The sequence below is a fragment of the Kiloniella sp. genome (genome assembly GCF_048270245.1).
Taxonomy (GTDB): domain Bacteria; phylum Pseudomonadota; class Alphaproteobacteria; order Kiloniellales; family Kiloniellaceae; genus Kiloniella.
In genome coordinates this window covers 190,067-212,224 of sequence record NZ_JBLWTH010000001.1, presented here as the reverse complement: position 1 = coordinate 212,224, position 22,158 = coordinate 190,067, and the positions used below count along the sequence as shown (strand labels likewise).

Annotated in this window: 22 protein-coding genes; 12 read left to right on the top strand and 10 right to left on the bottom strand. The window is 45.6% G+C overall.

The features are described 5' to 3' along the window. Positions 1-84: 84 nt before the first annotated feature. The 7 genes from ACN0W5_RS00980 (at position 85) to ACN0W5_RS00950 (ending at position 6,346) form a co-directional block, all read left to right on the top strand. The gene (locus ACN0W5_RS00980) at positions 85-1,536 is read left to right on the top strand and encodes an MFS transporter (RefSeq protein WP_417452411.1); all 1,452 of its coding nucleotides are present in this window, start codon (positions 85-87) and stop codon (positions 1,534-1,536) included. Between the two features lie 131 nt (positions 1,537-1,667). Continuing rightward, on the top strand, positions 1,668-2,387 hold the full coding sequence (rph, locus tag ACN0W5_RS00975; protein ID WP_417452410.1) for a ribonuclease PH: 720 nt from the start codon (positions 1,668-1,670) through the stop codon (positions 2,385-2,387). Between the two features lie 50 nt (positions 2,388-2,437). Further along, positions 2,438-3,082, top strand: a complete 645-nt coding sequence (rdgB, locus tag ACN0W5_RS00970; protein ID WP_417452409.1) for an RdgB/HAM1 family non-canonical purine NTP pyrophosphatase — start codon at positions 2,438-2,440, stop codon at positions 3,080-3,082. 114 nt (positions 3,083-3,196) lie between these two features. Next, complete coding sequence (gene hemW, locus ACN0W5_RS00965; RefSeq protein ID WP_417452408.1) at positions 3,197-4,420, top strand: radical SAM family heme chaperone HemW; 1,224 nt, start codon at positions 3,197-3,199, stop codon at positions 4,418-4,420. Between the two features lie 108 nt (positions 4,421-4,528). Further along, on the top strand, positions 4,529-5,050 hold the full coding sequence (locus ACN0W5_RS00960; protein ID WP_417452407.1) for a PAS domain-containing protein: 522 nt from the start codon (positions 4,529-4,531) through the stop codon (positions 5,048-5,050). A 63-nt stretch (positions 5,051-5,113) separates the two neighbouring features. Continuing rightward, positions 5,114-5,458 (top strand): hypothetical protein, encoded by a 345-nt coding sequence (locus ACN0W5_RS00955; protein ID WP_417452406.1) that lies wholly within the window; start codon positions 5,114-5,116, stop codon positions 5,456-5,458. A 27-nt stretch (positions 5,459-5,485) separates the two neighbouring features. Beyond that, on the top strand, positions 5,486-6,346 hold the full coding sequence (locus ACN0W5_RS00950; RefSeq protein WP_417452405.1) for a phytanoyl-CoA dioxygenase family protein: 861 nt from the start codon (positions 5,486-5,488) through the stop codon (positions 6,344-6,346). A gap of 11 nt (positions 6,347-6,357) precedes the next feature. On the opposite strand, the gene ACN0W5_RS00945 is transcribed toward ACN0W5_RS00950, so the two are convergent. The 5 genes from ACN0W5_RS00945 to ACN0W5_RS00925 all read right to left on the bottom strand — a co-directional run bounded on the left by ACN0W5_RS00945 (position 6,358) and on the right by ACN0W5_RS00925 (position 13,303). Further along, entirely contained in the window at positions 6,358-8,739 is a 2,382-nt protein-coding gene (locus tag ACN0W5_RS00945) for a heavy metal translocating P-type ATPase (protein WP_417452404.1), read from the bottom strand. Between the two features lie 102 nt (positions 8,740-8,841). Further along, positions 8,842-10,788: a DUF2207 domain-containing protein gene (locus ACN0W5_RS00940; protein WP_417452403.1), complete on the bottom strand. Its 1,947-nt coding sequence runs from the start codon at positions 10,786-10,788 to the stop codon at positions 8,842-8,844. After that, positions 10,785-11,357 carry a LemA family protein gene (locus tag ACN0W5_RS00935; protein WP_417452402.1) on the bottom strand — a complete coding sequence of 191 codons (573 nt, stop codon included), beginning with the start codon at positions 11,355-11,357 and terminating at the stop codon, positions 10,785-10,787. The genes ACN0W5_RS00940 and ACN0W5_RS00935 overlap by 4 nt, the downstream gene beginning before the upstream one ends. Positions 11,358-11,454: 97 nt before the next feature. Next, positions 11,455-11,721 carry an ArsR/SmtB family transcription factor gene (locus ACN0W5_RS00930; RefSeq protein ID WP_417452401.1) on the bottom strand — a complete coding sequence of 89 codons (267 nt, stop codon included), beginning with the start codon at positions 11,719-11,721 and terminating at the stop codon, positions 11,455-11,457. Positions 11,722-11,872: 151 nt separating this feature from the next. Further along, a complete protein-coding gene (locus ACN0W5_RS00925; RefSeq protein WP_417452400.1) occupies positions 11,873-13,303 on the bottom strand; it encodes a penicillin-binding protein activator in 1,431 nt (476 codons plus the stop codon). Here ACN0W5_RS00925 and rsmI point away from each other — a divergent pair. The 5 genes from rsmI (at position 13,294) to gshB (ending at position 17,220) form a co-directional block, all read left to right on the top strand. Next, complete coding sequence (gene rsmI / locus ACN0W5_RS00920) at positions 13,294-14,244, top strand: 16S rRNA (cytidine(1402)-2'-O)-methyltransferase (RefSeq protein WP_417452399.1); 951 nt, start codon at positions 13,294-13,296, stop codon at positions 14,242-14,244. The two genes, ACN0W5_RS00925 and rsmI, sit on opposite strands and share 10 nt — an antisense overlap. Next, positions 14,245-14,622, top strand: coding sequence for a YraN family protein (locus tag ACN0W5_RS00915; RefSeq protein ID WP_417452398.1), 378 nt, complete (start codon positions 14,245-14,247; stop codon positions 14,620-14,622). 80 nt (positions 14,623-14,702) lie between these two features. Further along, a complete protein-coding gene (locus tag ACN0W5_RS00910; RefSeq protein WP_417452397.1) occupies positions 14,703-15,311 on the top strand; it encodes a BON domain-containing protein in 609 nt (202 codons plus the stop codon). A 67-nt stretch (positions 15,312-15,378) separates the two neighbouring features. Next, positions 15,379-16,254 (top strand): SirB1 family protein, encoded by an 876-nt coding sequence (locus ACN0W5_RS00905; protein WP_417452396.1) that lies wholly within the window; start codon positions 15,379-15,381, stop codon positions 16,252-16,254. Positions 16,255-16,275: 21 nt separating this feature from the next. Further along, positions 16,276-17,220, top strand: coding sequence for a glutathione synthase (gshB, locus tag ACN0W5_RS00900; RefSeq protein ID WP_417452395.1), 945 nt, complete (start codon positions 16,276-16,278; stop codon positions 17,218-17,220). A 152-nt stretch (positions 17,221-17,372) separates the two neighbouring features. Here gshB and ACN0W5_RS00895 read toward each other — a convergent pair whose 3' ends face one another. The 5 genes from ACN0W5_RS00895 to pnp all read right to left on the bottom strand — a co-directional run bounded on the left by ACN0W5_RS00895 (position 17,373) and on the right by pnp (position 21,935). Continuing rightward, complete coding sequence (locus ACN0W5_RS00895) at positions 17,373-17,771, bottom strand: GFA family protein (RefSeq protein ID WP_417452394.1); 399 nt, start codon at positions 17,769-17,771, stop codon at positions 17,373-17,375. A gap of 12 nt (positions 17,772-17,783) precedes the next feature. After that, entirely contained in the window at positions 17,784-18,401 is a 618-nt protein-coding gene (locus ACN0W5_RS00890; RefSeq protein WP_417452393.1) for a pyridoxamine 5'-phosphate oxidase family protein, read from the bottom strand. Positions 18,402-18,477: 76 nt separating this feature from the next. Beyond that, a complete protein-coding gene (locus tag ACN0W5_RS00885; RefSeq protein ID WP_417452392.1) occupies positions 18,478-18,786 on the bottom strand; it encodes a DUF1272 domain-containing protein in 309 nt (102 codons plus the stop codon). 111 nt (positions 18,787-18,897) lie between these two features. Then, entirely contained in the window at positions 18,898-19,653 is a 756-nt protein-coding gene (locus ACN0W5_RS00880) for a glycerophosphodiester phosphodiesterase family protein (RefSeq protein ID WP_417452391.1), read from the bottom strand. A 164-nt stretch (positions 19,654-19,817) separates the two neighbouring features. Further along, the gene (pnp, locus tag ACN0W5_RS00875; RefSeq protein ID WP_299378640.1) at positions 19,818-21,935 is read right to left on the bottom strand and encodes a polyribonucleotide nucleotidyltransferase; all 2,118 of its coding nucleotides are present in this window, start codon (positions 21,933-21,935) and stop codon (positions 19,818-19,820) included. Positions 21,936-22,158 lie beyond the last annotated feature (223 nt).

The window sequence follows — 22,158 nt, the reverse complement described above, 5'->3', positions numbered from 1 at the left end:
TTAAAAAAAGTATTTGCTTTTTTAATTATTCAGCTTACAAATTAAATAAGAAAAGAAAAAACTTTTTTATTTAAGGTCTGTATCATGCCCAACTCTGCGCCACCAAATACTAAGTCAAAAATGACTCCGCAGAACATTCTACACCTGGTGATTGTTTGTATGGGCGTCGCCCTTTATGCCTTAAATAGCTTAATCACTTCGACATTATTGCCTTCCGCCGTTGATGATCTTAATGGCGTTGAATTTATTAACTGGTCAGCCCTGCTTTATACCACCGCCGCAATGATTGCATCACTTTCCGCAGGGACAACAAAAACCAGAATCGGTGGGCGTGCTATTATGACTATCGGTGGCTCGATCTTCACGGTCGGCTCTCTTTTGGTCAGCCTTTCCCCATCAATGGAATTGTTTCTGTTCTCTCGCGTTGTTCAAGGGATTGGCGGAGGATTGGTTCTCGCAAGTTGTTACACCGTAATTGCTGACCTTTTCCCACGTCATCTCTGGCCAACTGTTTTTGCGATGGAATCTGCTGTCTGGGGTATCGCCTCGGTTGGTGGGCCACTCGCTGGTGGTATTTTTGCCCAAACAGTAGGATGGAGAGCGGGTTTCTATATCATGACTGTCTGTGCAATCCTGTTTGTCATCCTTATAAGGTCTAGTTTTCCTAAAAAGGAAAAGACTGAATCCACAACAGAAACAGAAGTCAGAACATCACTGCCTTTCTTCAGGCTTGGGCTTTTGGGATCAGCCGTTTTGATCATCGCAATGGGGAACAGAGAACCCGACTACGCCGTGGCTTTCTTGATCACTGGTTTATCTTTACTCGGATACCTTCTTTATAGGGACAAAAGATCTAATAACTCCTTACTTCCCAAGCATGGCCTCAGTCTTTTCAGCGTTGCCGGCACCGGAATTACAGTCATCTTTCTGGCCATGGTTTCTTCCATTTCTTTTATGGTTTATGGCCCGTATATTTTGCAAAAAATTCACGGGTTCTCCCCCCTGTCTGCAGGCTTCATGGTCGCCCTTGAATCAATATCCTGGTCACTCGCAGCAATGGTCTGTGCCAAACTTCCACAGAATAACAGTTGGCGGCTATATCTTATACCAACAGGTGTCTTTACCGCATTCTTAGGGTTTTATGGCATTGCACAGTTTCTTTATGGCGGGCCATTATGGTCCTTGAGCATTGCAATTTTTCTAGCCGGGGCAGGATTCGGCATTTTTTGGGCCGATCTATCATCTGTAATCATTGAATCAGGGCCAAGTGAGGAACAGGATAAAAGGTCTGGTGCTATTCCTACGCTGCAAATGTGCGGGGGCGCATTGGGTCCTGCGATTGCCGGCATCCCAGCAGCCATGATTGGGTTCAGTGAGGGGGCCAGCCCAGAGATTATTGAACAAACATCATATTGGGTTCATGCCATCTTTTTCCCCGTATTGATCGTTGCCACACTCTTATCAATCTATCTGGTAAGATTAAAAAACAAAGACGCTCAAAAGAATCTATTGAATTCTATTCCAGAGCCCCTGTGATATTCCAGATAAATCAGGCAGATAACCAGATCATAAATACGGCTAATCAATGCCACTGGACGTACCGGAAGCCATAAGGTAGCTTCCCGCTCAATATATTTATTTATCGCCAATATTATTGAGGGCTAATCATGCGTCCATCAGGCCGTACTCCTGACCAAATGCGTCAGGTTACTATTGAAACCAACTTCAGCAAACATGCCGAAGGATCTTGTCTGATTAAATTCGGTGATACGCACGTGCTTTGCACAGCATCAGTCGAAGACAGTACACCACCATGGCTTCGCAATTCTGGAAAGGGATGGATCACTGCCGAATACGGTATGCTTCCCCGCGCAACCCATAGCCGTTCAAACCGGGAAGCCGCCCGCGGCAAACAGTCTGGCCGGACACAGGAAATCCAGCGTCTGATCGGCCGTTCTCTGCGTGCGGTTGCTGATATGTCAGGCTTTGGCGAACGCCAGATCAAAATTGACTGTGACGTTCTACAGGCCGATGGTGGCACACGAACAGCGTCCATCACAGGCGGCTTTGTTGCTCTCCATCTTGCATTTCAGCACATGAAGAAACTAGGCATGATCGAAGAAATTCCGCTGACAGACCACGTTGCAGCTATTTCTTGCGGTATTTTCGAAGGCACTCCCGTTTTGGATCTTGATTATCCCGAAGATTCCAATGCTCAAGCAGATTCAAACTTTGTCCTGACAGGCGGCCTCGGCGTTGTTGAAATTCAGGGAACAGCCGAAGAGAAGCCTTTTTCTCGCGATGAGTTCAACGCGCTGCTCGACCTTGCGGAAAAGGGTGTATCTGAGCTTGTAGAATTACAAAAACAGACTATCTCTGGCGCGTAAAAAGACCGTTAGAAAAAGATACGACCAGAAAGACAAGCAGGAAAAAACTCATGACTCAGGCTGAAAAAACATTCCCAGAGAAGACTCTACGAGATAGTAAACTTGTTCTCGCCAGTCATAATCCGGGAAAATTACGCGAAATAGCCGAGCTTTTGGCTCCCTATGGCGTTGACGTTATTTCAGCCGGAGATCTTGGCTTGCCAGAACCTGTCGAAGATGGGGAAACCTTTGCAGCAAATGCGGAAATAAAGGCGCTTGCCGCTGCAAAAGGATCCGATCTACCTGCTCTGTCAGACGACAGTGGTCTAGCTGTGGTTGCCTTGAATGGTGCCCCCGGTATCTATTCTGCGCGTTGGGCCGGGCCTGAAAAAGATTTTTCTTTGGCAATGGAAAAGGTCGAAGAAGAACTGCAAAAAGCAGCAAAAACAGGTAATGACACACGTGCGGCATATTTTGTATGCGCTCTTTGCCTTGCTTGGCCTGATGGCACAACAGAAGTCTTCGAAGGTCGCGTTGATGGCACTATTGTCCATCCGGCGCGCGGTCTGCAGGGTTTTGGTTATGACCCTATTTTTCAAGCTGATGGTGAGACAATAACATTCGGTGAGATGGATCCAGCACGCAAACATTCAATGAGTCATCGTGCCCGTGCCTTTGCTTTGCTTGTTGCCGAAAAATTCACCCCTAAGGCCTGAACCAAAGTCTTCGTATCAACTTTACTGGCTTTTAAACGAGACTGAATTCACCGTGCTAAACTAGTCAGCACTAGTTTAAACTCATTTCTGGCTGACTTCTAAAGGGACTGCGTTTTGATAAACACTCCAAGTTCCGGCTCTTCCCTTCCCGCTGCCGCACGGCGCGGATTTGGTATCTATATACACTGGCCCTTTTGCTTGAAAAAGTGCCCCTATTGCGATTTCAACAGCCACGTCCGCGAAGAAGTTTCTCAGAAACGATGGCGTACAGCCCTTTTACAAGAACTTGATCATTACGCCGACTTATTGAAGAAATCTGGCGGCGAAGGCAGAATTGTCAGCTCAGTATTTTTCGGCGGTGGCACACCTTCTCTCATGGCGCCTGAAACTGCCGAAGGATTGATTCAAAGAATTCGAAAACACTGGCCCTGTACGAATGACCTTGAAATTACACTAGAAGCCAACCCAACTTCTGTTGAATCAGATAAGTTCGCTGCCTTCGCCCAAGCAGGTATCAATCGCGTATCGTTGGGGATTCAGTCCTTAAATGATCAGGATCTCCAGTTCTTAGGGCGGGAGCATTCTGCTGCAGAAGCTCTCAAAGCGATTGATGTCGCCCGGCAGAATTTTGAACGCTTTTCTTTTGATCTGATCTACGCCCGTCCTAAGCAAGAGAAAAAAAGCTGGGAAGACGAGCTAGAGCGGGCCCTAAACGAAGGCACCAAGCATCTTTCTCTCTATCAGTTAACAATTGAAGAAAATACACCGTTTCATGGCGCGCGCCGTCGTGGCGAGCTTAAAGAACTCAACCCTGACATTGCAGCCGAACTATACGATGTCACCAACAATGTTATGGCACGTCACGGATTGCCCAACTATGAAATATCAAACTATGCCAATCCCGGGGAAGAAAGCCGCCATAACATAACCTATTGGAAATACGGCGATTATATCGGCATCGGCCCCGGAGCTCATGGACGACTGACATTGGCAGACAACACGCCTTTAGGAAACAAAATCGCGACACGGCAGCACAGAGCACCAGAAATTTGGCTCAGTACAGTAGAGCAAGCTGGTCATGCAACTCGAACACACAGTTCCATTTCGACTACGGAACGTTTTGAAGAAATGCTCATGATGGGGTTGCGTTTGAGCGAAGGTATTAAACTAGAAGATGTCCGGGATGAAACAGGTCAGAATCTGACAGATCTGATTCAACCCGATAAAGTGAATCAACTTGTACAAGAAAGCTTGCTATCTCTTGATAACAAGAGAATACGAGCCACAGTTGAAGGCAGAACCCGGCTTAACAGCGTACTCTCCTACCTATTGACATAATCATCCTGCAGGTCGGGAATTACGCCAAAACCACAAAAAGAAATCCTTCTCGCAAGAACATCATTCTATCCACGTTGACAAGCCTGCTAAATCATTTCAAAAATAGCCATGGCTAACTATGATTATTCCTCTTCACTCTTAGATTTCTCAGATGCCCCTGACGAAATCCTTCGCATATTGAAGATATGGCAAGATCATAAGCCTGCTCAAGGTAACCCCTATAAAAACGAGATGGATCCCTTAAGGTATCGTAAACACCTTGGTCGGTTTTGTGTTGTGGAAATTCAGAAAGATCCCCTGGACTTCATATACCGGCTTGATGGTACCGAGATTTCATCCTCTTCAAACGAAGATCTTCGCGGTAAAAGCATCCTTGATGGCACCCCAAGCCAAATCTATCATGAGCATTTTGAAGAGTTTAAGACAACCTTTCTGGCTTCGGCTCCGCAGATATGGAAAATCTTTTATCGAGACGAAGAGACCTGTGATTATTTACGACTGATTCTTCCCTACGCACAAAATAATGCCCCAGCCAAAGACTTACCGTCATATTTTATGACTTACTGCTATTCTCTTCTTACTCCCGAGGGACATTTCGAAGCATCACGTCACTCAACCTCAAAGATTTAGCCTATCTATAACTTGCCTGATCATCAAACAGATGAGACAAGGCAATAAATAGAGGATTTATGCATGCTACACCTAGAAAAAGCCGCCGCCATTATTTATCAGCAGGCTTCCAAAAGACCAGGTTTTGAGGACTTGAGCACTGATGAAAAGTGGAACGACATTGCCGTCGATAAAGACCGCGTTATCAAGACTCTGACCCATAAATGGAAAGGCTGTATCTCTCTGATAGCAGAACTAAAAGAACACCCGGATGTCAAAGCTACTGGAATTGAGGATCTCCCGGAAAGCTACAAGCTAGAGAAACTTGAAGGGCCAAAGGCTGACGATGGGAAATTGCTGGAAGATACGGCAAGAGCAATGGTCTCAGCCATTCTAGATGCTGCATTAGCCCAGCATATAAATAGATAACCAGCGTTTTAACGTCAGGATTTAGCTGTGAGTCACTTCACAAAAAAGCAACTTAATAGCATATCTTTTTGGCGCGATATCAATCCACATCTCACTATCAGCTCGAATCACCTGAACGCAACTCCTACTCAAACGATTGACGACAATCTACTGTCCAGCGCATCTGATTCGTTATGGCAAGACGGATACCTGGATTGCCAAAATGTTTTTACAGAACAGGATATAGCGCCCCTTCGTCAGGCAATGGAGGAACTTCATCACCATAATCTGCCACAGGCATTTATTTATCTTTACGACGAATCTTGGGAACTGTTTTTCCGATTGCGAGCGCTCTTGCAAAATTTCCTGGGGGATAATTACAGCGTCCTTCCCCATTTTTGGGCTTGGTACATCATCCCCGGCAAAGCAAAAGGCTGGCCACCACACAGAGACAGCGCCGATCAATCAGTGATCGAACTCTATGGACAGGAAATGTTAGTCTCACTGAGTCTTTGGGTCCCCTTAACGGATGCAACGCCTGAAAACGGCTGTATGTCCGTTCTCCCGCTTAGCTGTGAGAAAGATTATCCGGCTCCGGTTACAGATCCATCTGAAATTGCCTTACAGGACATTCTCTGCCTCCCCGCCAAAGCTGGGTCAATATTAGGGTGGCGACAGGATCTCTATCACTGGGGTGGTCGAAGCCACAGAAATGCCAAAACCCCAAGATTAAGTCTCTCGCTCGAGTTTCAAAATTCTGCCTTGGATCCGCTCTGTGAACCTTTGTTAGACCCCAAGCATCCCCCATCCCCTGAAGAACGCCTGAATCTCATCTTTCAACAGTTCGAAAAATACAAGCACATCGCGGACCTACCCAAAGGCTTCGAAGAAAATAAACCTGCGACCTAATCACCTGCGGCCTAATCAGGGGAATTTCGCAACAGCCGCAAAGCGTTCAAGGTCACCAATACCGTCGCCCCCGTATCAGCCAACACAGCCATCCAAAGCCCTGTCACGCCAAACAAGGTTGTCATCAAAAAAATACCCTTGAGGCCCAGCGCCAAAGCAACATTTTGGTGAATATTCGACATGGTCTGACGTCCACGACGAATCAATACTGGCAGGTCCTGTAGTTTATTTTGCATCAACGCAATATCAGCCGCTTCCAGAGCAACATCAGTACCGCCCCCCATTGCGATACCAACATCGGCAACTTTAAGCGCAGGGGCATCGTTTATGCCATCACCAACCATCACCACAGTACCTTTAGCCCGCAACGCTTCGATTTCCCTGAGCTTATCCTGAGGCATCAAACCTGCTTTTACAGTAAGCCCTAGCTCACTCCCCAACGCTTTGCCGGTTTTCGGGTTATCCCCGGTAAGCATAATGGTTTCAATACCAAGCTCCTGCAATTGGCCCAGGGTATCCTTGGCTTCTTCACGCGGTTCATCACGTAAAGCCAAAACCCCGGCAAGGACATTATCAATTATCACAACAACAACGGTTTTACCCTGCGCCAAAAGTCCCTGTGCCTGTTCATAAATCTTTGCATTTTCAGATAGTTGTTCTGCAAAATAATCCGTAGATCCGACAGCAACCATACGTCCTTCGACATTGCCCAAAGCTGCCTTTCCGGTTATGGATTGGGCCTCTGTTACAGCCGGAATCTCTATGCCTTGATCTTCGGTATAACGAACAACAGCTTCAGCCAACGGATGACTTGATCCTCTCTCAACAGCCGCAGTCAAGCGGATCATCTCTGCCGCATCGTCCTGTGCAATAACATCTGTAACCTGTGGCTTGCCTTCAGTCAGCGTACCCGTTTTATCAAAGGCCATGGTTTTAGCTCGGGACAACAACTCTAGGGCTGCCCCGCCTTTAATCAACAACCCTCTCCGAGCCGAAGCCGCAAGAGATGATGTGACAGCAGCTGGCACTGAAATAACCAGCGCACAGGGGCAGGAAATAATTAACAACGTAAGAGCCTTGTATATCCAAGCCTCCCAAATTCCGTTGAATAATAGCGGGGGAATCACGGCAACCAACAACGCAACAAGCATCATTGCCGGTGTGTACCAAGATGAGAAGCGATCAATAAAACGTGCAACAGGGGCTTTGTGTTCCTCTGATTCTTCGATCAACCTGATGATACGATCCAACGTGTTATCACCAGCTTCCGACGTCACACGAAAGGTTGCAAGTTTCTCAAGAACAAGGGCTCCAGCCTGTGCTGTGTCATCTACATCTCTGTTTCGGGGAATAGATTCACCCGTCAGAGCAGCTTCGTCCAAAATCGCCATCTGATTAAGAACAATCCCATCAGCAGGTAATCTTTCACCCGGGCGGACTTCAATTACATCACCAACAGACAAGTCCTCAGCTGGGACTTCCCGACGATCGTTCCCTTGAACCAGCCGGGCAACTTTAGGCTGGAGATCAAGCAGTAGCGTCACGCCTTCTCGCGCTTTATTCGCGGCCCGCTGCTCCAAGGCTTCACCAATTAAAAAGAGGAATAACACCATTGATGCTTCGAGGGCTTCGCCCAGAAGCAAAGCCCCAATCGCAGCAACCGTCATCAAAGTTTGGATACCAAAATACTGGCCAAAACGAATAGATCGTACGGTATTGAGAAAAATGGGAATCAAACCAGCTAAAGCCGCGACACTATAATAAACACGTGCATTTTCCGCGTTAAACTGTGCCAACACCACCGCAACAACTAGCGCAACGCCCGCAATAAACATCTTACCAGCACTTCCACTCAAGAATGCTTTAACCTGATCAAAATGACCAAAATCAGAACCATTTGAAATTGCTGTCGGTGTTTGACTCTGGGTCTGCGAGGAAGAGCAACAGCTTGAACTTCTTTTTACCTTAGCCAAATTGCCGTCGACGACTTCAGTCAGACCAAAACCCAAGCCCGTAACAACCTTTTGTATATCGTCTTGAGTAACTTCGCTCGGGTTAAAATCTGTGTTCAAGCGTTCTCGTGCAAAAGAAATTCGCGCCGTATGAATACCCGGTAATCTGTCGACTGCTTTTTCGATTGATTTTGCGCAACTAGGGCAATCCATACCACTGATTATCCAGACCATATGATGGTGGAGCTCTTTAATTTCCGCGATTATAGCAATAATCGCATCCTTAATATCCTCGCCCCCAACCCAAGAGACAGCCTTGCGGGAAACCACAAAAGAAGACAGCCCAGGCAAAGATTCGAGCCTTTTGCTAATTCGATCCCGACAATCCCCACAGCTTTCAGCTTCGGGCATATAATCTACAAATAAAAGTGTTTGCGCCATAACCAACCTAAATATGAAAAATTATTCATATGAAATTATATTCATACTTAAATTAAGTCAAGAGACCGTGGGAAAATTAAGTTCAATACTGAAAGCAGCATCTTACCAACCGCCACCACCGCCGCCGCCGCCGCCGCCACCGGAAGACCCACCACCACTTGATGAACTACTAGACGACGAGCTTGGCGGACTTGAAGCAGAAGAAATCGTATGCCCGATACCACTTGTTAGCCCACTGGCAATAGAGCTTGAGCTACGGGAAAAGGAATCCCCACTATACCAGCGTGGTTTATAATCCATCGGGGCCTGATTCATAATGGCCAGATAGCTTTGTAATCTTTCTGACCATTGATCTTCGACCCCAAGAGCCATCGCAAAGGGTAAATGCTGCTCAAACACATGCTCATTAAAATTAGGTTCTGGACCAATAGCAGACAGTCGCTCTCCTTCGGCAACAGATAGGTACAGCTTATAGCCTTCCAATTGATCAAGAATTTTCTGTCCCTTGACACTTGGGGCTTCCATCAAATAGCTAAAAACCAGCGTGACGGTAAAAATCAAAAGAACAATACCGTAATTTTCAGCTGAGAAGGCCTGATCGGTAACTAGTTCTCCTACAGATAAAGAACAGTAGGGGATCACCAAAAAAATGGCCAAAGGCAAAAGCGCGGCAATGTTTTTTGGAAGCCCGGACTTTGCCATTCGTTCAGACAGGATCCTGCACAAAGGTGGTAAAATAACCCCGGAAAAAATACCAAAGAAGGCCATAAAGAACAGTGCCGGGACGATGAGATCTCCCCCAGCATAGGCCAGTGACATAATAACGCCGCCAAGCCCAATTAAAAATCCGATAAGCCATTTACCAGTGTTTGCTGCAAAATAACCCGATCCATACTCACCGCTTACCTCTTCCCCAAAAAAACTCACCACAGAGGCAAATCTGGAATCGTATTTCCGCTTTAATTTATATTCATCTTCAGGATCAGGCAGTAGTCGGTCAATGATCGTCCATTCCCCTCGTGGTAAACTATCCAGATCTGCTTTTTCTGTTCTCTTCAGGGAATAGTCACTTTTGCTCTGATTGATTGTTATATATCCCTTCGTTGCCAGACTTGTCAGCGCGACAACGAATGCTGTTTTCTGGCTATAACCTTTCCGAAACCCTAAATGGTTCAGATACCCAGCCGCCGCAGGGGAAATATTTTTTGGACCTTTAAAAAGGGGTATAACAATACCAGCCGCAGGATCACGACCCGCATAAAACCACACAACAGCATAATAGATCGTGACAATAACCAGCGTCACAATCCCAATCAAGAAGCTGGTATTGTCTTCAGCATCGCTTTCAGCTTGCTCAAGGTTATCCGGGACTCGGACAAAGCCAGTTGGCCAACTAACGGCTACCGTAAAACCTTCGCTAACTTGTAAAAAACGTGTCGTCGTAAATGAAATTCCGTCCGAAGTTAAATTTGATTCATAGTCACTTCCATCCTCGCCTTGATACCCTGTATAGCCAATAGAATGTATCACATTCGCACCAGTCGGGAGATCGATGTTTGCAACGACTTTATCAATAGGAAAATTCCAATCATTACCAGTTACATTCCAGTACAGCTCATCCATCGTATCCAGATGCGTGAGTTGGCGCGTCGTTATGTAGGTAATTTCATAGGTATATTCACCCGGTGGTAATAGGTAATCAGACCGCCCCAAATAAAGGCGGATACCATTGCTAAGATCTTTTATATGGTAATCTTCATTCTGTCCGTCTCGCGCAACAGAATAGAGCTGAAATCCAACCGAATAATCCTTACCCAGAACTTTGTATTTAGTGGGAAAATCTCTATAAATTCCCCTTGCTATATTTTTACCCTCAGCACGAACTGTTATTGTTTCTGTAATTCTCAAACTGCTATCTTCTTGAACAGCAATGTCAGAAACTAATAGCTTAATCCGTTCATCAGCCAATACAAAAGATGGCGCAAATAGGATCAACGCTCCAAGCAACAAAGCCCCAAAGTTCCACTTACGAAAAATTTGATCGTTCATAGTTGTACTCCTGGTGCCTGCCGGCCATCTGAATTTTCCAGCTGAAAATACTCTGCGCGGGTAAAGCAAAACTGTTTTGCGATTAAGTTACTCGGAAAGCTTTCGACAGAAACGTTCATCAATCGCACGGCCCCGTTATAATACCGACGCGCCATCTCAATATCATTTTCAACTTCTGTCAGGGTGGATTGAAGATCAAGAAAGCTATTATCTGCTTTTAGATCCGGATAATTTTCCGCAACCAAAAGCAACCTCGTCAAGGCAGACGCAAGGCCTCCTTCGACCTCCCCACGCTTATCAACACCGCTTCCAGAAAAACTCACACACTGTGCTCTCAATTCCGTAACATCGGTTAGCGTGGATTTTTCGTGTGCGGCGTATCCCTTAACAACCTTGACCAGATTGGGGATCAAGTTGCTTCGCTTTTTTAGCTGAACATCAATACCGCTCCAACCTTCAGAAACTTGCTGACGGTATTTCACCAACCGGTTATAGGCAAATATAGCCCACAGGATCACCAAGGCGGGAATGCCAATTCCAAGAACAGACAAAAGAAACGACGAAGGCATACACAGTCCACAATAGAATTAAATATGCCCTCACTATACAGCGCGTGTAAAAAGCCGCTAGCAGGTATTTTGTATCAATTGTTGCTGTTACTTTATCTTAATCGAGATCTTCCAGAACATGGTGTGCCATGTCTGCAATGACATGGCGGATATGTTCATCTGCCAATTCATAATGAACATGGCGTCCAGCTTTTTTAGACACCAAGATCCGCGCGTCTCTGAGGTGGCGTAGATTGTGGCTGGTCAGCGACTGAGATTGCCCTGTAGCCTCTGAAAGCTCACTTACAGAACAAGGATGCTCGAAACAACACAGGCAAAGCCGTAACCGGCCTTCGTCACCCAAAGTCTTGAAGATGTTGCTCAAGCTCTCAATACCCCTACCTCCAAGTTCGGGAAGTCTCTGACAGCAACTTTCTTCTCCTAGGGCATCAGAAATAACTGGCTGACAATTTTGATGGTCTTCTATCGCCACAATTCTACTTTCGATGATCTTTAGATAACCAAGCCACTTATGATCAATTAACCAAAGGTGTAAAGCTTGCCGGGGCAGGATCAACAACATTGATCAAATCACGCTCCAACGACAAAATAGCCAAACCGCGTTCACTCCGCCCATCTGCATGAAGACGGAAAACACCATCAAGACCGGCAAAACCTTGTGAATTAGTCAAAAGGCTCTTCGAATAGTTCACAGCAGTGGATTGGCTTTCGGCCTGACGGGCAATAACGGCTGCCAGAGCAACGGAATCATAAGCAAGTGTCACGATACGGGGTGGCGTCTGGCCATATAGTACTTTGTAACGATCTTTAAAGCTTTCCCAATGCACCGGGGAAGGGGCAGCATACCAACTACCAACCAGTGCCGGTTCACGACCAAGCTTGGGGTTATTCCACAGGGCTGTACCAAGATATTTCACCTGATTAGGATCAACATCATAATAGTTCAGTAACGGCGCAATCGTTAACAATTGCTTGCCACCCGTAGGAATAATAATAGCTTCATAATTTGGCGGACTAAGCGTATCGCGACCACGAAGCCGCGCAAGCGCTCTTCGTGACGCTGCGTCGCCCCGGGCTTTCAACGTTGCTTTATGGTCCAGAAGAGACTGATGGCGTGCATTGTAATTGGCAATCGCCTTTACTTTCTCTTCTAGATCAGGGGCTGATGGATTGAAAAAACCAAGCCGCGTTAATTCTACGCCTGATCCATAAGATTGAATTTGCAACGCGCTGACAATACGCCGACCATAATCGTTATCAGGGGCAAAAACAGCAACCCGTCGAATGCCCTGAGCTGCGGCATAATTCACGACACGTCTGATTTGTTCTTCCGGTGTTAGCCCCAACACATAAATACCATCGCCAGCCACAGCCTGATCGTTCGAGAAAGAAAGGACATTAATTCCCGCCTGACGAGCCAAGGGAGTGATGGCAGAAACAGATGTCGCAAATAGAGGGCCGATCACCAGATCAACCTGTTCATTAACAAGCGATTCCATTGCCATGCGCGCACCTGTTGGTGTGCCCGCTGTATCTCGCACCACCAGATCAAATTTTTCGCCGGACACATCAAACAATGCAAGTTGCGCCGCATTTAGTAGAGATTCACCAATGGCCTTGTGGCGGCCACTCAACGGTAAGAGAAACCCGACTTTTGTTCGCCTCTCGCTGATTACAACAGTTTCTGCCGTATCAAGGTCCGCGAAGGGATCGATCTCTTCAATAATTTCTGGTTCCGTAATTTCCGGCTCTACAGTGTTTTGCACAGACTCTGACTGACTTTCTTCAACCTCTGGGGTTTCTGCCGTTGCGTCCGGCCCCTTTTTCATGGTTGTCTGACAACCAGAGATCAGAATAGAAAGCAAGATGATCGCTGGTAGGGAAACAAGCCAACGGCTAATACCCATGCCTTTTACAACAAAGAAAGTTGCCAACGTTGAGCTCAAAACAGTCATCCTCTCAAAATCATCCTGTCACCAAGTCCGAAGGGACTAATAAAACACTTACCGAGGAACAAGCCAACAGTCGCCCCGCCCCAAGCAGTGATAAACCTGAACCAGCACTTTACCTCGTTGCCACCCCAATCGGCAACATGGGGGATATTACGGACCGTGCAAAAAAAATTCTTGCCGCCGCAGACCTTATCGCCTGTGAAGACACACGTGTCACCAAAAAGCTTGCCCAAGCCTTTGGCTTTACAGCCCCTTTGGTCGCCTATCACGAGCATAATGCTGACAAAGTAAGACCTAAACTTATTGAAAAGGTAAAAAAAGGCAATGTCGTGGCCTTGGTTTCTGATGCAGGAACACCCCTGATATCAGATCCAGGTTACAAACTGGCGAACAGTGCCCATGAAGAAGGTATCACCTTAACGTCTATTCCTGGCGCTTCAGCCCCGATTAATGCCCTTATCTTGTCCGGCCTTCCAACGGACCGCTTTTTCTTCAATGGCTTTCTTCCCAACAAAACAGGAGCACGTTGTAAGGCCCTAAAAGAACTAATCTCGATTCCCTCTACGCTTATATTTTTCGAATCTACACACCGCTTGGCCGGCTCTTTAGCCGATATGTACAACGTCCTTGGGAATCGCTCCGCCGCGGTAACACGCGAACTGACTAAGAAGTTTGAAGAAGTACGCCGTGGAAACCTCAAAGAATTGGTAGAATATTATGCCGAAGCAGGAAATCCCAAAGGCGAGATCGTCGTTGTTGTTGGGCAAGATAATACAAAATCCAACGAATTAACCGAACAGGACCTAGACGATCAGATTAGAAGTGCTTTGGAAAACAATTCACTCAGGGATGCCGCCGCTTTGGTCAGTACAGCCACTGGCTTGCCTAAAAAGAAAGTTTATCAACGCGCACTGGAACTTTCCAAAGATCGTTAAATGTCCCGTTTCTTTTTAAACAAATCCAAAAAGAACAGCTATACGACAGGCCGCTATGCAGAAACAATTGCAGCGATGTATTTACGGTGCAAGGGATACCAAATTCTTGCCCGAAACTATAAAACCAAGGTCGGCGAAATTGATCTCATCGCAAAAAAAAGATCACTGATATGTTTCTTGGAAATTAAAAAAAGAAAAAGTGTGGAAACAGCTTCCCAAGCAATTCACCAAAAACAACAAAAACGGATCATTCGCACAGCAGAATATTATTTAAAACAAAACCCCTTTTATCAGGATTTTGACAAAAGGTTTGATGCCATTCTTATTGGTGCCACAGTTTTCCCTTATCACATAAAAAATGCGTGGCAGGTTCACTAAACAAACCGTACAAAAACATTAGAACAGATATTGCGGATCTCAAATTTTGAGATCAGGTCATTAACAGGAGTAATTTCACCATGACCAAGGTGGGGATAGCACTTAGATTAACATTTACCTTAATTGGAATAGCCATATTAAGTGGGTGCAGCACAACTGGCGCCGTGATTGGTGCAGGTGCCGTAGCGGCAAACACTGCTGCAGAAGAACGATCCTTTCAAAAAGCCGTGACTGATGTTCAAATCCAGCTGGAAATAAATGACCTTTTTTTACGAGAGAACGTTTCTATTTTCAGAAAAGTGAACACTCAGGTTAATGAAGGTAAAGTGTTACTCAGCGGTAATGTCGAACTACCGGAACATCGTATCATCGCGGTACGTGAAGCGTGGAAAGCAACCGGGGTTCGCGAAGTCATCAACGAGATCGAAGTCAATAACGACAGCGGTATCACTGACTACGCACGTGACGTCTGGATTAATACACAGTTAAAAACAGTTCTATTGTTCGACAAAGAGGTCACTTCCATCAACTACAATATTGATACGGTTAATCAGAGTGTCTATCTGCTTGGCATTGCCCAAAATCAACAGGAAGTGAATCGTGTAATCGCGCATGCCAAGGATATCGACTACGTCAAACGGGTTGTCAGCTATGTCACGCTAAAAGACGATCCCTCTAGGACACAATAATCCTGTTCAAATAACCATAAGCGGCGGTAATATTCATTTTTACCGCCGTTAGAAATTTAAAAACTCAATGTTACATCGTACATCACTATCCCACGCCGATATAAACCATCACCTGAAAAATGTCGGCCAGGCAAATGACGATGATATTTCTATTTCTGAAACAGCCTTGTTAATTGCAGCACAAGACCGCCAGTCCAATACCGTTGATCGCTATAGGGATCATCTAGATAATCTAGTTTTACAGACCGAAGATCTTTTATCCCAAATAAAACGGCACACAGATAACCTTGGGCTCATCGACATCCTTAATTCCATCGAGACCGTTCTTTATGATATCAACGGCTACAAGGGCGATACAGAAACATATGACAGCCTGGATAATACAAACCTTATTGCCGTGATAGAACGACGCAAAGGTCTGCCCATTGTTCTGGGCATTCTTTACTTGCACATTATACGCTCTTTGAATTTTAAACAGCCGCTATTGGCTGCAGGCTTGAATTTTCCCGGACATTTCTTGATTCGAATTTCATATGAAAAAGAGCATGTCATTATCGATCCTTTTGAACGCGGAAAGATTCGAGATACCCCCTGGTTACGCGCAACCTTGAAAAACTTTCTGAGTGATCAAGCAGAACTAAGGGCCGAGTTCACACAATCCGTCAGCAATAGAAATATCCTCTTACGACTTCAGAATAATATAAAAGTGCGGTTAATTCAGGCTGAAGAACCCGAAAAAGCTCTTGAGGTGTTGGAAAAAATGCTTCTCATTGCCCCCGATGAGCCTGCTATATGGCACGAAGCAGGTATGCTTCAGGCATTTTTAAATAACATTCTTGCTGCAATTAAGACTCTGGAACACTATCTACTTATCGAAGAAGACCACAGAGGTCTTATGGAAGCGTCTCAGATGCTTCAAAAATTGAAAGCACAACTGAACTGATCGACTAGGGAATATGATCTCATGACACTCTCCGTTGCCATCCAGATGGACCCAGTATCAACCATTGACATCAATGGCGACAGCTCTTTCATCTTGGGCCTTGAGGCGCAAAAACGTGGCTATAAACTGTACCATTACCTGCCAAAAGATCTTTCCATGAAAGGATCGCAGATTTATGCCAAATGCCGCCCGGTAGAGTTCAGACGAGAACAGGGAAATCACGCCACTCTCGGTGAAGTTCAAACCATTGACCTAGCCACCATAGACGTCATCCTTATGCGTCAGGATCCCCCATTTGACATGTCGTACATTACCGCGACGCATCTGTTGGATCATGTGCATCCCCAGACACTTGTCGTGAATGACCCAAGCTGGGTCAGAAATTGCCCGGAGAAACTTTTCATTGCTGAATTTCCCGAACTTATGCCGCCAACCCTGATTACAAATGATCTAGACGAAATCAAAGCCTTCCGGGCGGAATATAAAGACATTATTGTAAAGCCGCTCTATGGGAACGGTGGTGCAGGGGTTTTCCATATCAAACCAGATGATGAAAATCTGAATTCTGTTTTTGAATTGTTTGAAGAACATTATCGCGAACCCATTATCGCGCAGCTATACCTACCCGATGTTCGCAAAGGGGACAAACGTATCATCCTGGTCGATGGAAAACCCGCAGGCGCCATTAATCGTGTGCCGGCAGAAGGTGAAGCAAGATCCAATATGCATGTCGGTGGACGACCCGACCCAATCGGCCTGACCGAACGTGACCACGAAATTTGTGCCGCTATTGGCCCAACCCTAAAAGAACGTGGCCTTATCTTTGTTGGCATTGATGTCATCGGTGATTACATGACAGAAATCAACGTAACATCCCCCACTGGAATTCAGGAAATAAACCGTTTCAACGGTGTTTCACTCGAAGCTGATATCTGGGATTCAATTGAAGATAAAATAAACAAGTAATCGCGCTTTCATCTAAGCAAACACGTCATTCCGGTTAGTGTCAACCAAGGCTCTTGCCGGAATGAACGTGCCGTTCTGATTAGCTGCCACCGCCAAGTTCTCATAAGCGCGAAGAAACTCGCTTATAGCCTTATCAAACCAACGTGTATCACCTATGCCTGAGGATAAGTAACGTGTTTTGGAAGCTCGTCATCCAAATCGTAGTAGTCTCCTTTTTTAGAAACATAGATATGACTTGATGTCTGAATACCCGTGTCTCCGTCAATCGTCCCGCTCATGATTCCCATTTTGTCACGACCTACCTGATCCCAGAATAAGCTGGATCCACAGTTGGCACAAAACCCCCGCTGGGCACGATGGGACGATTGATACCACTTCAGGCTTTTATCCGAGATAATTTTGAAATTATCTTTGGCAACTGCTGTTGCAGAAACAAAATGGCCACTTGTTTTACGACATTGAATACAATGACATGCTATGGAATCACGTAACTGGCCAGTGATTTCAAATCGTACATTACCGCAAAGACAAGATCCTGTCTTCTTATCCATTGCCACTACCCCCTAATACAAACTTTTCTGATATCGGCCTTCCATCGTCGCATCATATTCATCCGCATCAAGTCCACCAGCGACATGATCGGCCAATATCTGCCCCATTGACGGCAAAGTCTTTCGATCAACAATTTTATCGGGGTTCCAAATTTCTGACCGCATAATTGACTTTGCACAGTGAATATAAGCTTCATGAACTGTCACGATCAAAGCACAGCGCGGTTCTTTTCCATCCACAGACAGATCTTTCAACAGATCAGGTTCTACTGAAATCTGCACAACACCATTAATCCGTAAAGTCTCTTTGACCCCAGGTATCATGAATAAAAGGCCGACTTGCGGATTATCGATCAGATTAAGCAAACTATCTATACGATTATTACCGGGGCGATCCGGTATAGCCAGTTGGGTGTCGCTCAACACTTTAACAAAACCGGGCGCATCCCCTTTAGGCGAACAATCTGCCCCCAACTTGGGACTGCTTGTTGCCATCGTTAAAAAGGGGCATTTGGCGATAAACGCGCGACAATGTTTATCTAGCTTCTGCAATACCTTCTTATCAGCACGAGGGCTTCTTTCCCCGTAAATTTTTTTGAGATCTTCAGTTGTCTTAACAATATGAGACATAGAATTATAAAACCTGTTTGAAAAAGGAACGAAGTCACAGAACGATTCCCTAAACAAACTCAAGATTAAGCTGGGTTTATCGTTCTTCAGGTTTTATCGACTTTATAGTAGCGGAAAATGCTTTCAACGCTTCATTAGAGTATTTTGTATGAATTCTTGCTTCAGAAGGCTTTTGATGGCTGGTTGACAGTCCAGTACGATATTCAGTCGCCGGGCGTATAGGCCGCGCCGTAAAACCTCCACCACAGTTGGGACAGACATTTTCTATAATTTCATCCACACAGTCACGACAAAAAGTACATTCATAAGTACAAATCATCGCATCTATGGCTGTTGGCAAAAGATCCTTATCACAACACTCACAATTCGGCCTAAGTTCTAGCATGTTCAAATTCCCATATTTTATTCTCAATTTCATTTGAGGAAATTATGATCATCTAAGAACACAAAATAAATGCCACTTAGGCATCAATTGTTGCCAAAATAATCTGTCAGGCTAATCGCCAATAGCCGCGATCATATCACCCGGGAAATCAGTTATTATACTGTCGACGCCCATATCTACAAGCTCAACACCGCGATCAACCTCATTAACTGTATAGGTCGCTGTCGCATAGCCCGCTTGCTTGATTTCTTTAACGAGTTCGGGAGTATACATCTTATGCCACAAATGAATTGCCGAGCATTCAAGACGCTTCGCATTTTCCTGCCAGCCCGTTATATCATCATAAAGCAATAGACCTCTGGGATGGTCCGGGGCAAGATCTCTGACAACTTCCAATGATTTCAGTTTGAAGGAACTGAACAGAGGTTTATCACGATTTTTCGGCCACAGCTTGTCTAGAAGCTCAACCACTTTACGTGCTGTTTCTGCTTCCTCACCATCTGATGGCTTTAATTCTATATTGGGGTGAAGATTATGCTCAATATGGAACAGCAAGAACTCTTCCAGCGAAGGAATTTTCTCGCCATGATACTTCTCGTCAAACCAAGCGCCAGCTTCAAACTCTCTGAGTTTGGCAAAGCTATGATTCTTGACTAATGCGTCAATACCGGATGTCCGCTTTAAATCCTGGTCGTGGTAAATGATGGGAACACCATCTTTGGATAGCTTCACATCAAACTCGGTCCAGCGTACTCCTTGATCAAGAGCTTCGCGCAAGCTTGCCATTGTGTTTTCAGGCCGAACGCCTTTGGCTCCTCTATGAGCCTGGACTCTTGGCAACTTAACAAGCGGAGTGGCGTTTGCCATGCTCCCTCTCCCATAACTAAACATGCTGGCGTGGAATAAAAAAACGGACGACCTTAATCAAGATCGTCCGTTTCTTAATACCTGCTTTTTATGACAGGTCAATTACCAGTTTACATGGCTTAGTAGGTCCAGTTTGTCACCATACTGACACCTGACCAGAAGACTTATTCTTCGTCTTCCTGACCTTCAAGATCTTCACCGGTTTCTTGATCAACACGTTTCATGGAAAGTTTAACCTTACCACCGCGCTCGATACCGATACATTTGACCTTAACCATGTCACCTTCGTTTACAACGTCAGTTACTTTGCCAACGCGACGATTTTCCAGCTCAGAAATGTGAACAAGACCGTCACGTGCGCCCATGAAGTTCACGAATGCACCAAAATCAACACAGCGAACAACTTTACCGTCGTAAACAACACCAACTTCTGGCTCGGCAACGATTGATTTGATCCAATCAACAGCGGCATCACCAGCTTCTTTATCAACAGCTGCAACCTTGATTGTACCATCGTCATCAATGTCAATCTTCGCGCCAGTTTCTTCAGTAATCTCACGGATAACTTTACCGCCAGTACCAATAACTTCGCGGATTTTATCTTTTGGAATGCTGAACGTTGTGATGCGCGGTGCATGCTCGGAAACACCTTCACGACCAGATGTCAGGGCTTTCGCCATTTCACCCAGAATATGAATACGACCATCATGCGCCTGCTCCAAAGCAACCTTCATGATTTCCTGTGTGATGGATGTAATTTTAATATCCATCTGCAAAGCAGTTACACCGTTTTCAGTACCCGCAACTTTAAAGTCCATGTCACCAAGGTGATCTTCATCACCCAAGATGTCAGAAAGAACAGCGAAATCATCACCTTCTTTAATCAGACCCATCGCAATACCAGCAACAGGTGACTTAAGTGGAACGCCAGCATCCATCAACGCAAGTGAAGAACCACAAACTGTCGCCATAGAAGAAGAACCATTGGATTCTGTGATCTCTGAAACCACACGCATTGTGTATGGGAAATCTTCTTTTGTTGGAAGCAATGGGCGAATCGCACGCCAAGCAAGTTTACCATGACCAATTTCACGACGACCTGGACCGCGAAGGAAGCCAGCTTCACCAACTGAATATGGAGGGAAGTTATAATGTAGCAAAAAGTGCTCACGATAACTGCCTTCAAGCTGATCGATAATCTGCTCGTCTTGACCGGTACCCAATGTAGAAGTCACAAGCGCCTGTGTTTCACCACGTGTAAACAGTGCTGAACCATGTGTCAGAGGAAGCTTACCAACTTCAGAAACAATTGGGCGAATCTGTTTGGTATTACGACCATCGATACGCATGCTTGTTTTCAAGATGCTACCGCGAACAACTTCTGCTTCGAGCTTTTTGAATAGACCGCCAGCAATCGCTGCTTCGTCTTCTTCCAAACCTTCCAAAGCAGCTGCTTTAACTGCAGCAATATTTACCTGACGCTGTAGTTTTTCCTGTTCACCATAGGCTTCGGTGAATCTATCAAGAATGCCACCAGCAACCAATTTTTCTTTTACAGCTGCAACGGCTGGATCGACAGGTGCAAGTTCACGAGGATCTTTTGCACATTCTTCAGCCAGTTCAATAATCGCATTGATCACAGGCATCATCTGTTCATGGCCAAACGCAACAGCGCCAAGCATAACTTCTTCGGACAGCTCTTTTGCTTCTGATTCGACCATCAACACACCTTCGTGTGTACCAGCCAGAACCAAATCAAGATCCATGTTCTCGTAGTCTTGCATCAATGGGTTAAGAACGTATTCATCGTTCTCATAACCAACGCGACAACCACCAATTGGACCCAAGAATGGCAGACCAGAGATTGTCAGTGCAGCAGAAGCACCAATCATAGCAATGATATCTGGATCGTTTTCAAGATCGTGACTGACAACAGTACAGATAACCTGAGTTTCGTTTAGATATCCATCAGCAAAAAGCGGACGAAGTGGACGGTCAATCAGGCGAGAAACCAATGTTTCTTTTTCAGATGGACGCGCTTCACGTTTGAAGAAACCACCAGGTATCTTACCTGCGGCATAGGTTTTTTCCTGATAGTTTACAGTCAGTGGGAAAAAGTCCTGACCTGGTTTTACGCTACGTGCGCCAACAGCTGTACAAAGTACAACAGTGTCACCGTAAGTTGCCAATACCGCACCGTCAGCCTGACGTGCAATCTGACCAGTTTCCAGCTTAAGGGTACGACCACCCCATTCAATTTCTTTAGTGTAGATGTTAAACATCAGTTTTCCTTATTATAACGGGCCGGATTCTTTCTTTTGCCGGGCCTACGTAAGCTGTTCATTTATAGCTTGAACAGCTTACGCAGGACCGGCGCAGACCTGACATTGCCCCGGCCCCCGAAACAATATCAAATAACTATTCAGTTCATGGCCCAGTTCTTGGGCTAGCGAGAAAAATTCTCACATCCCAATCTTTGGCCACTCCTTGAATAGACGTACACCC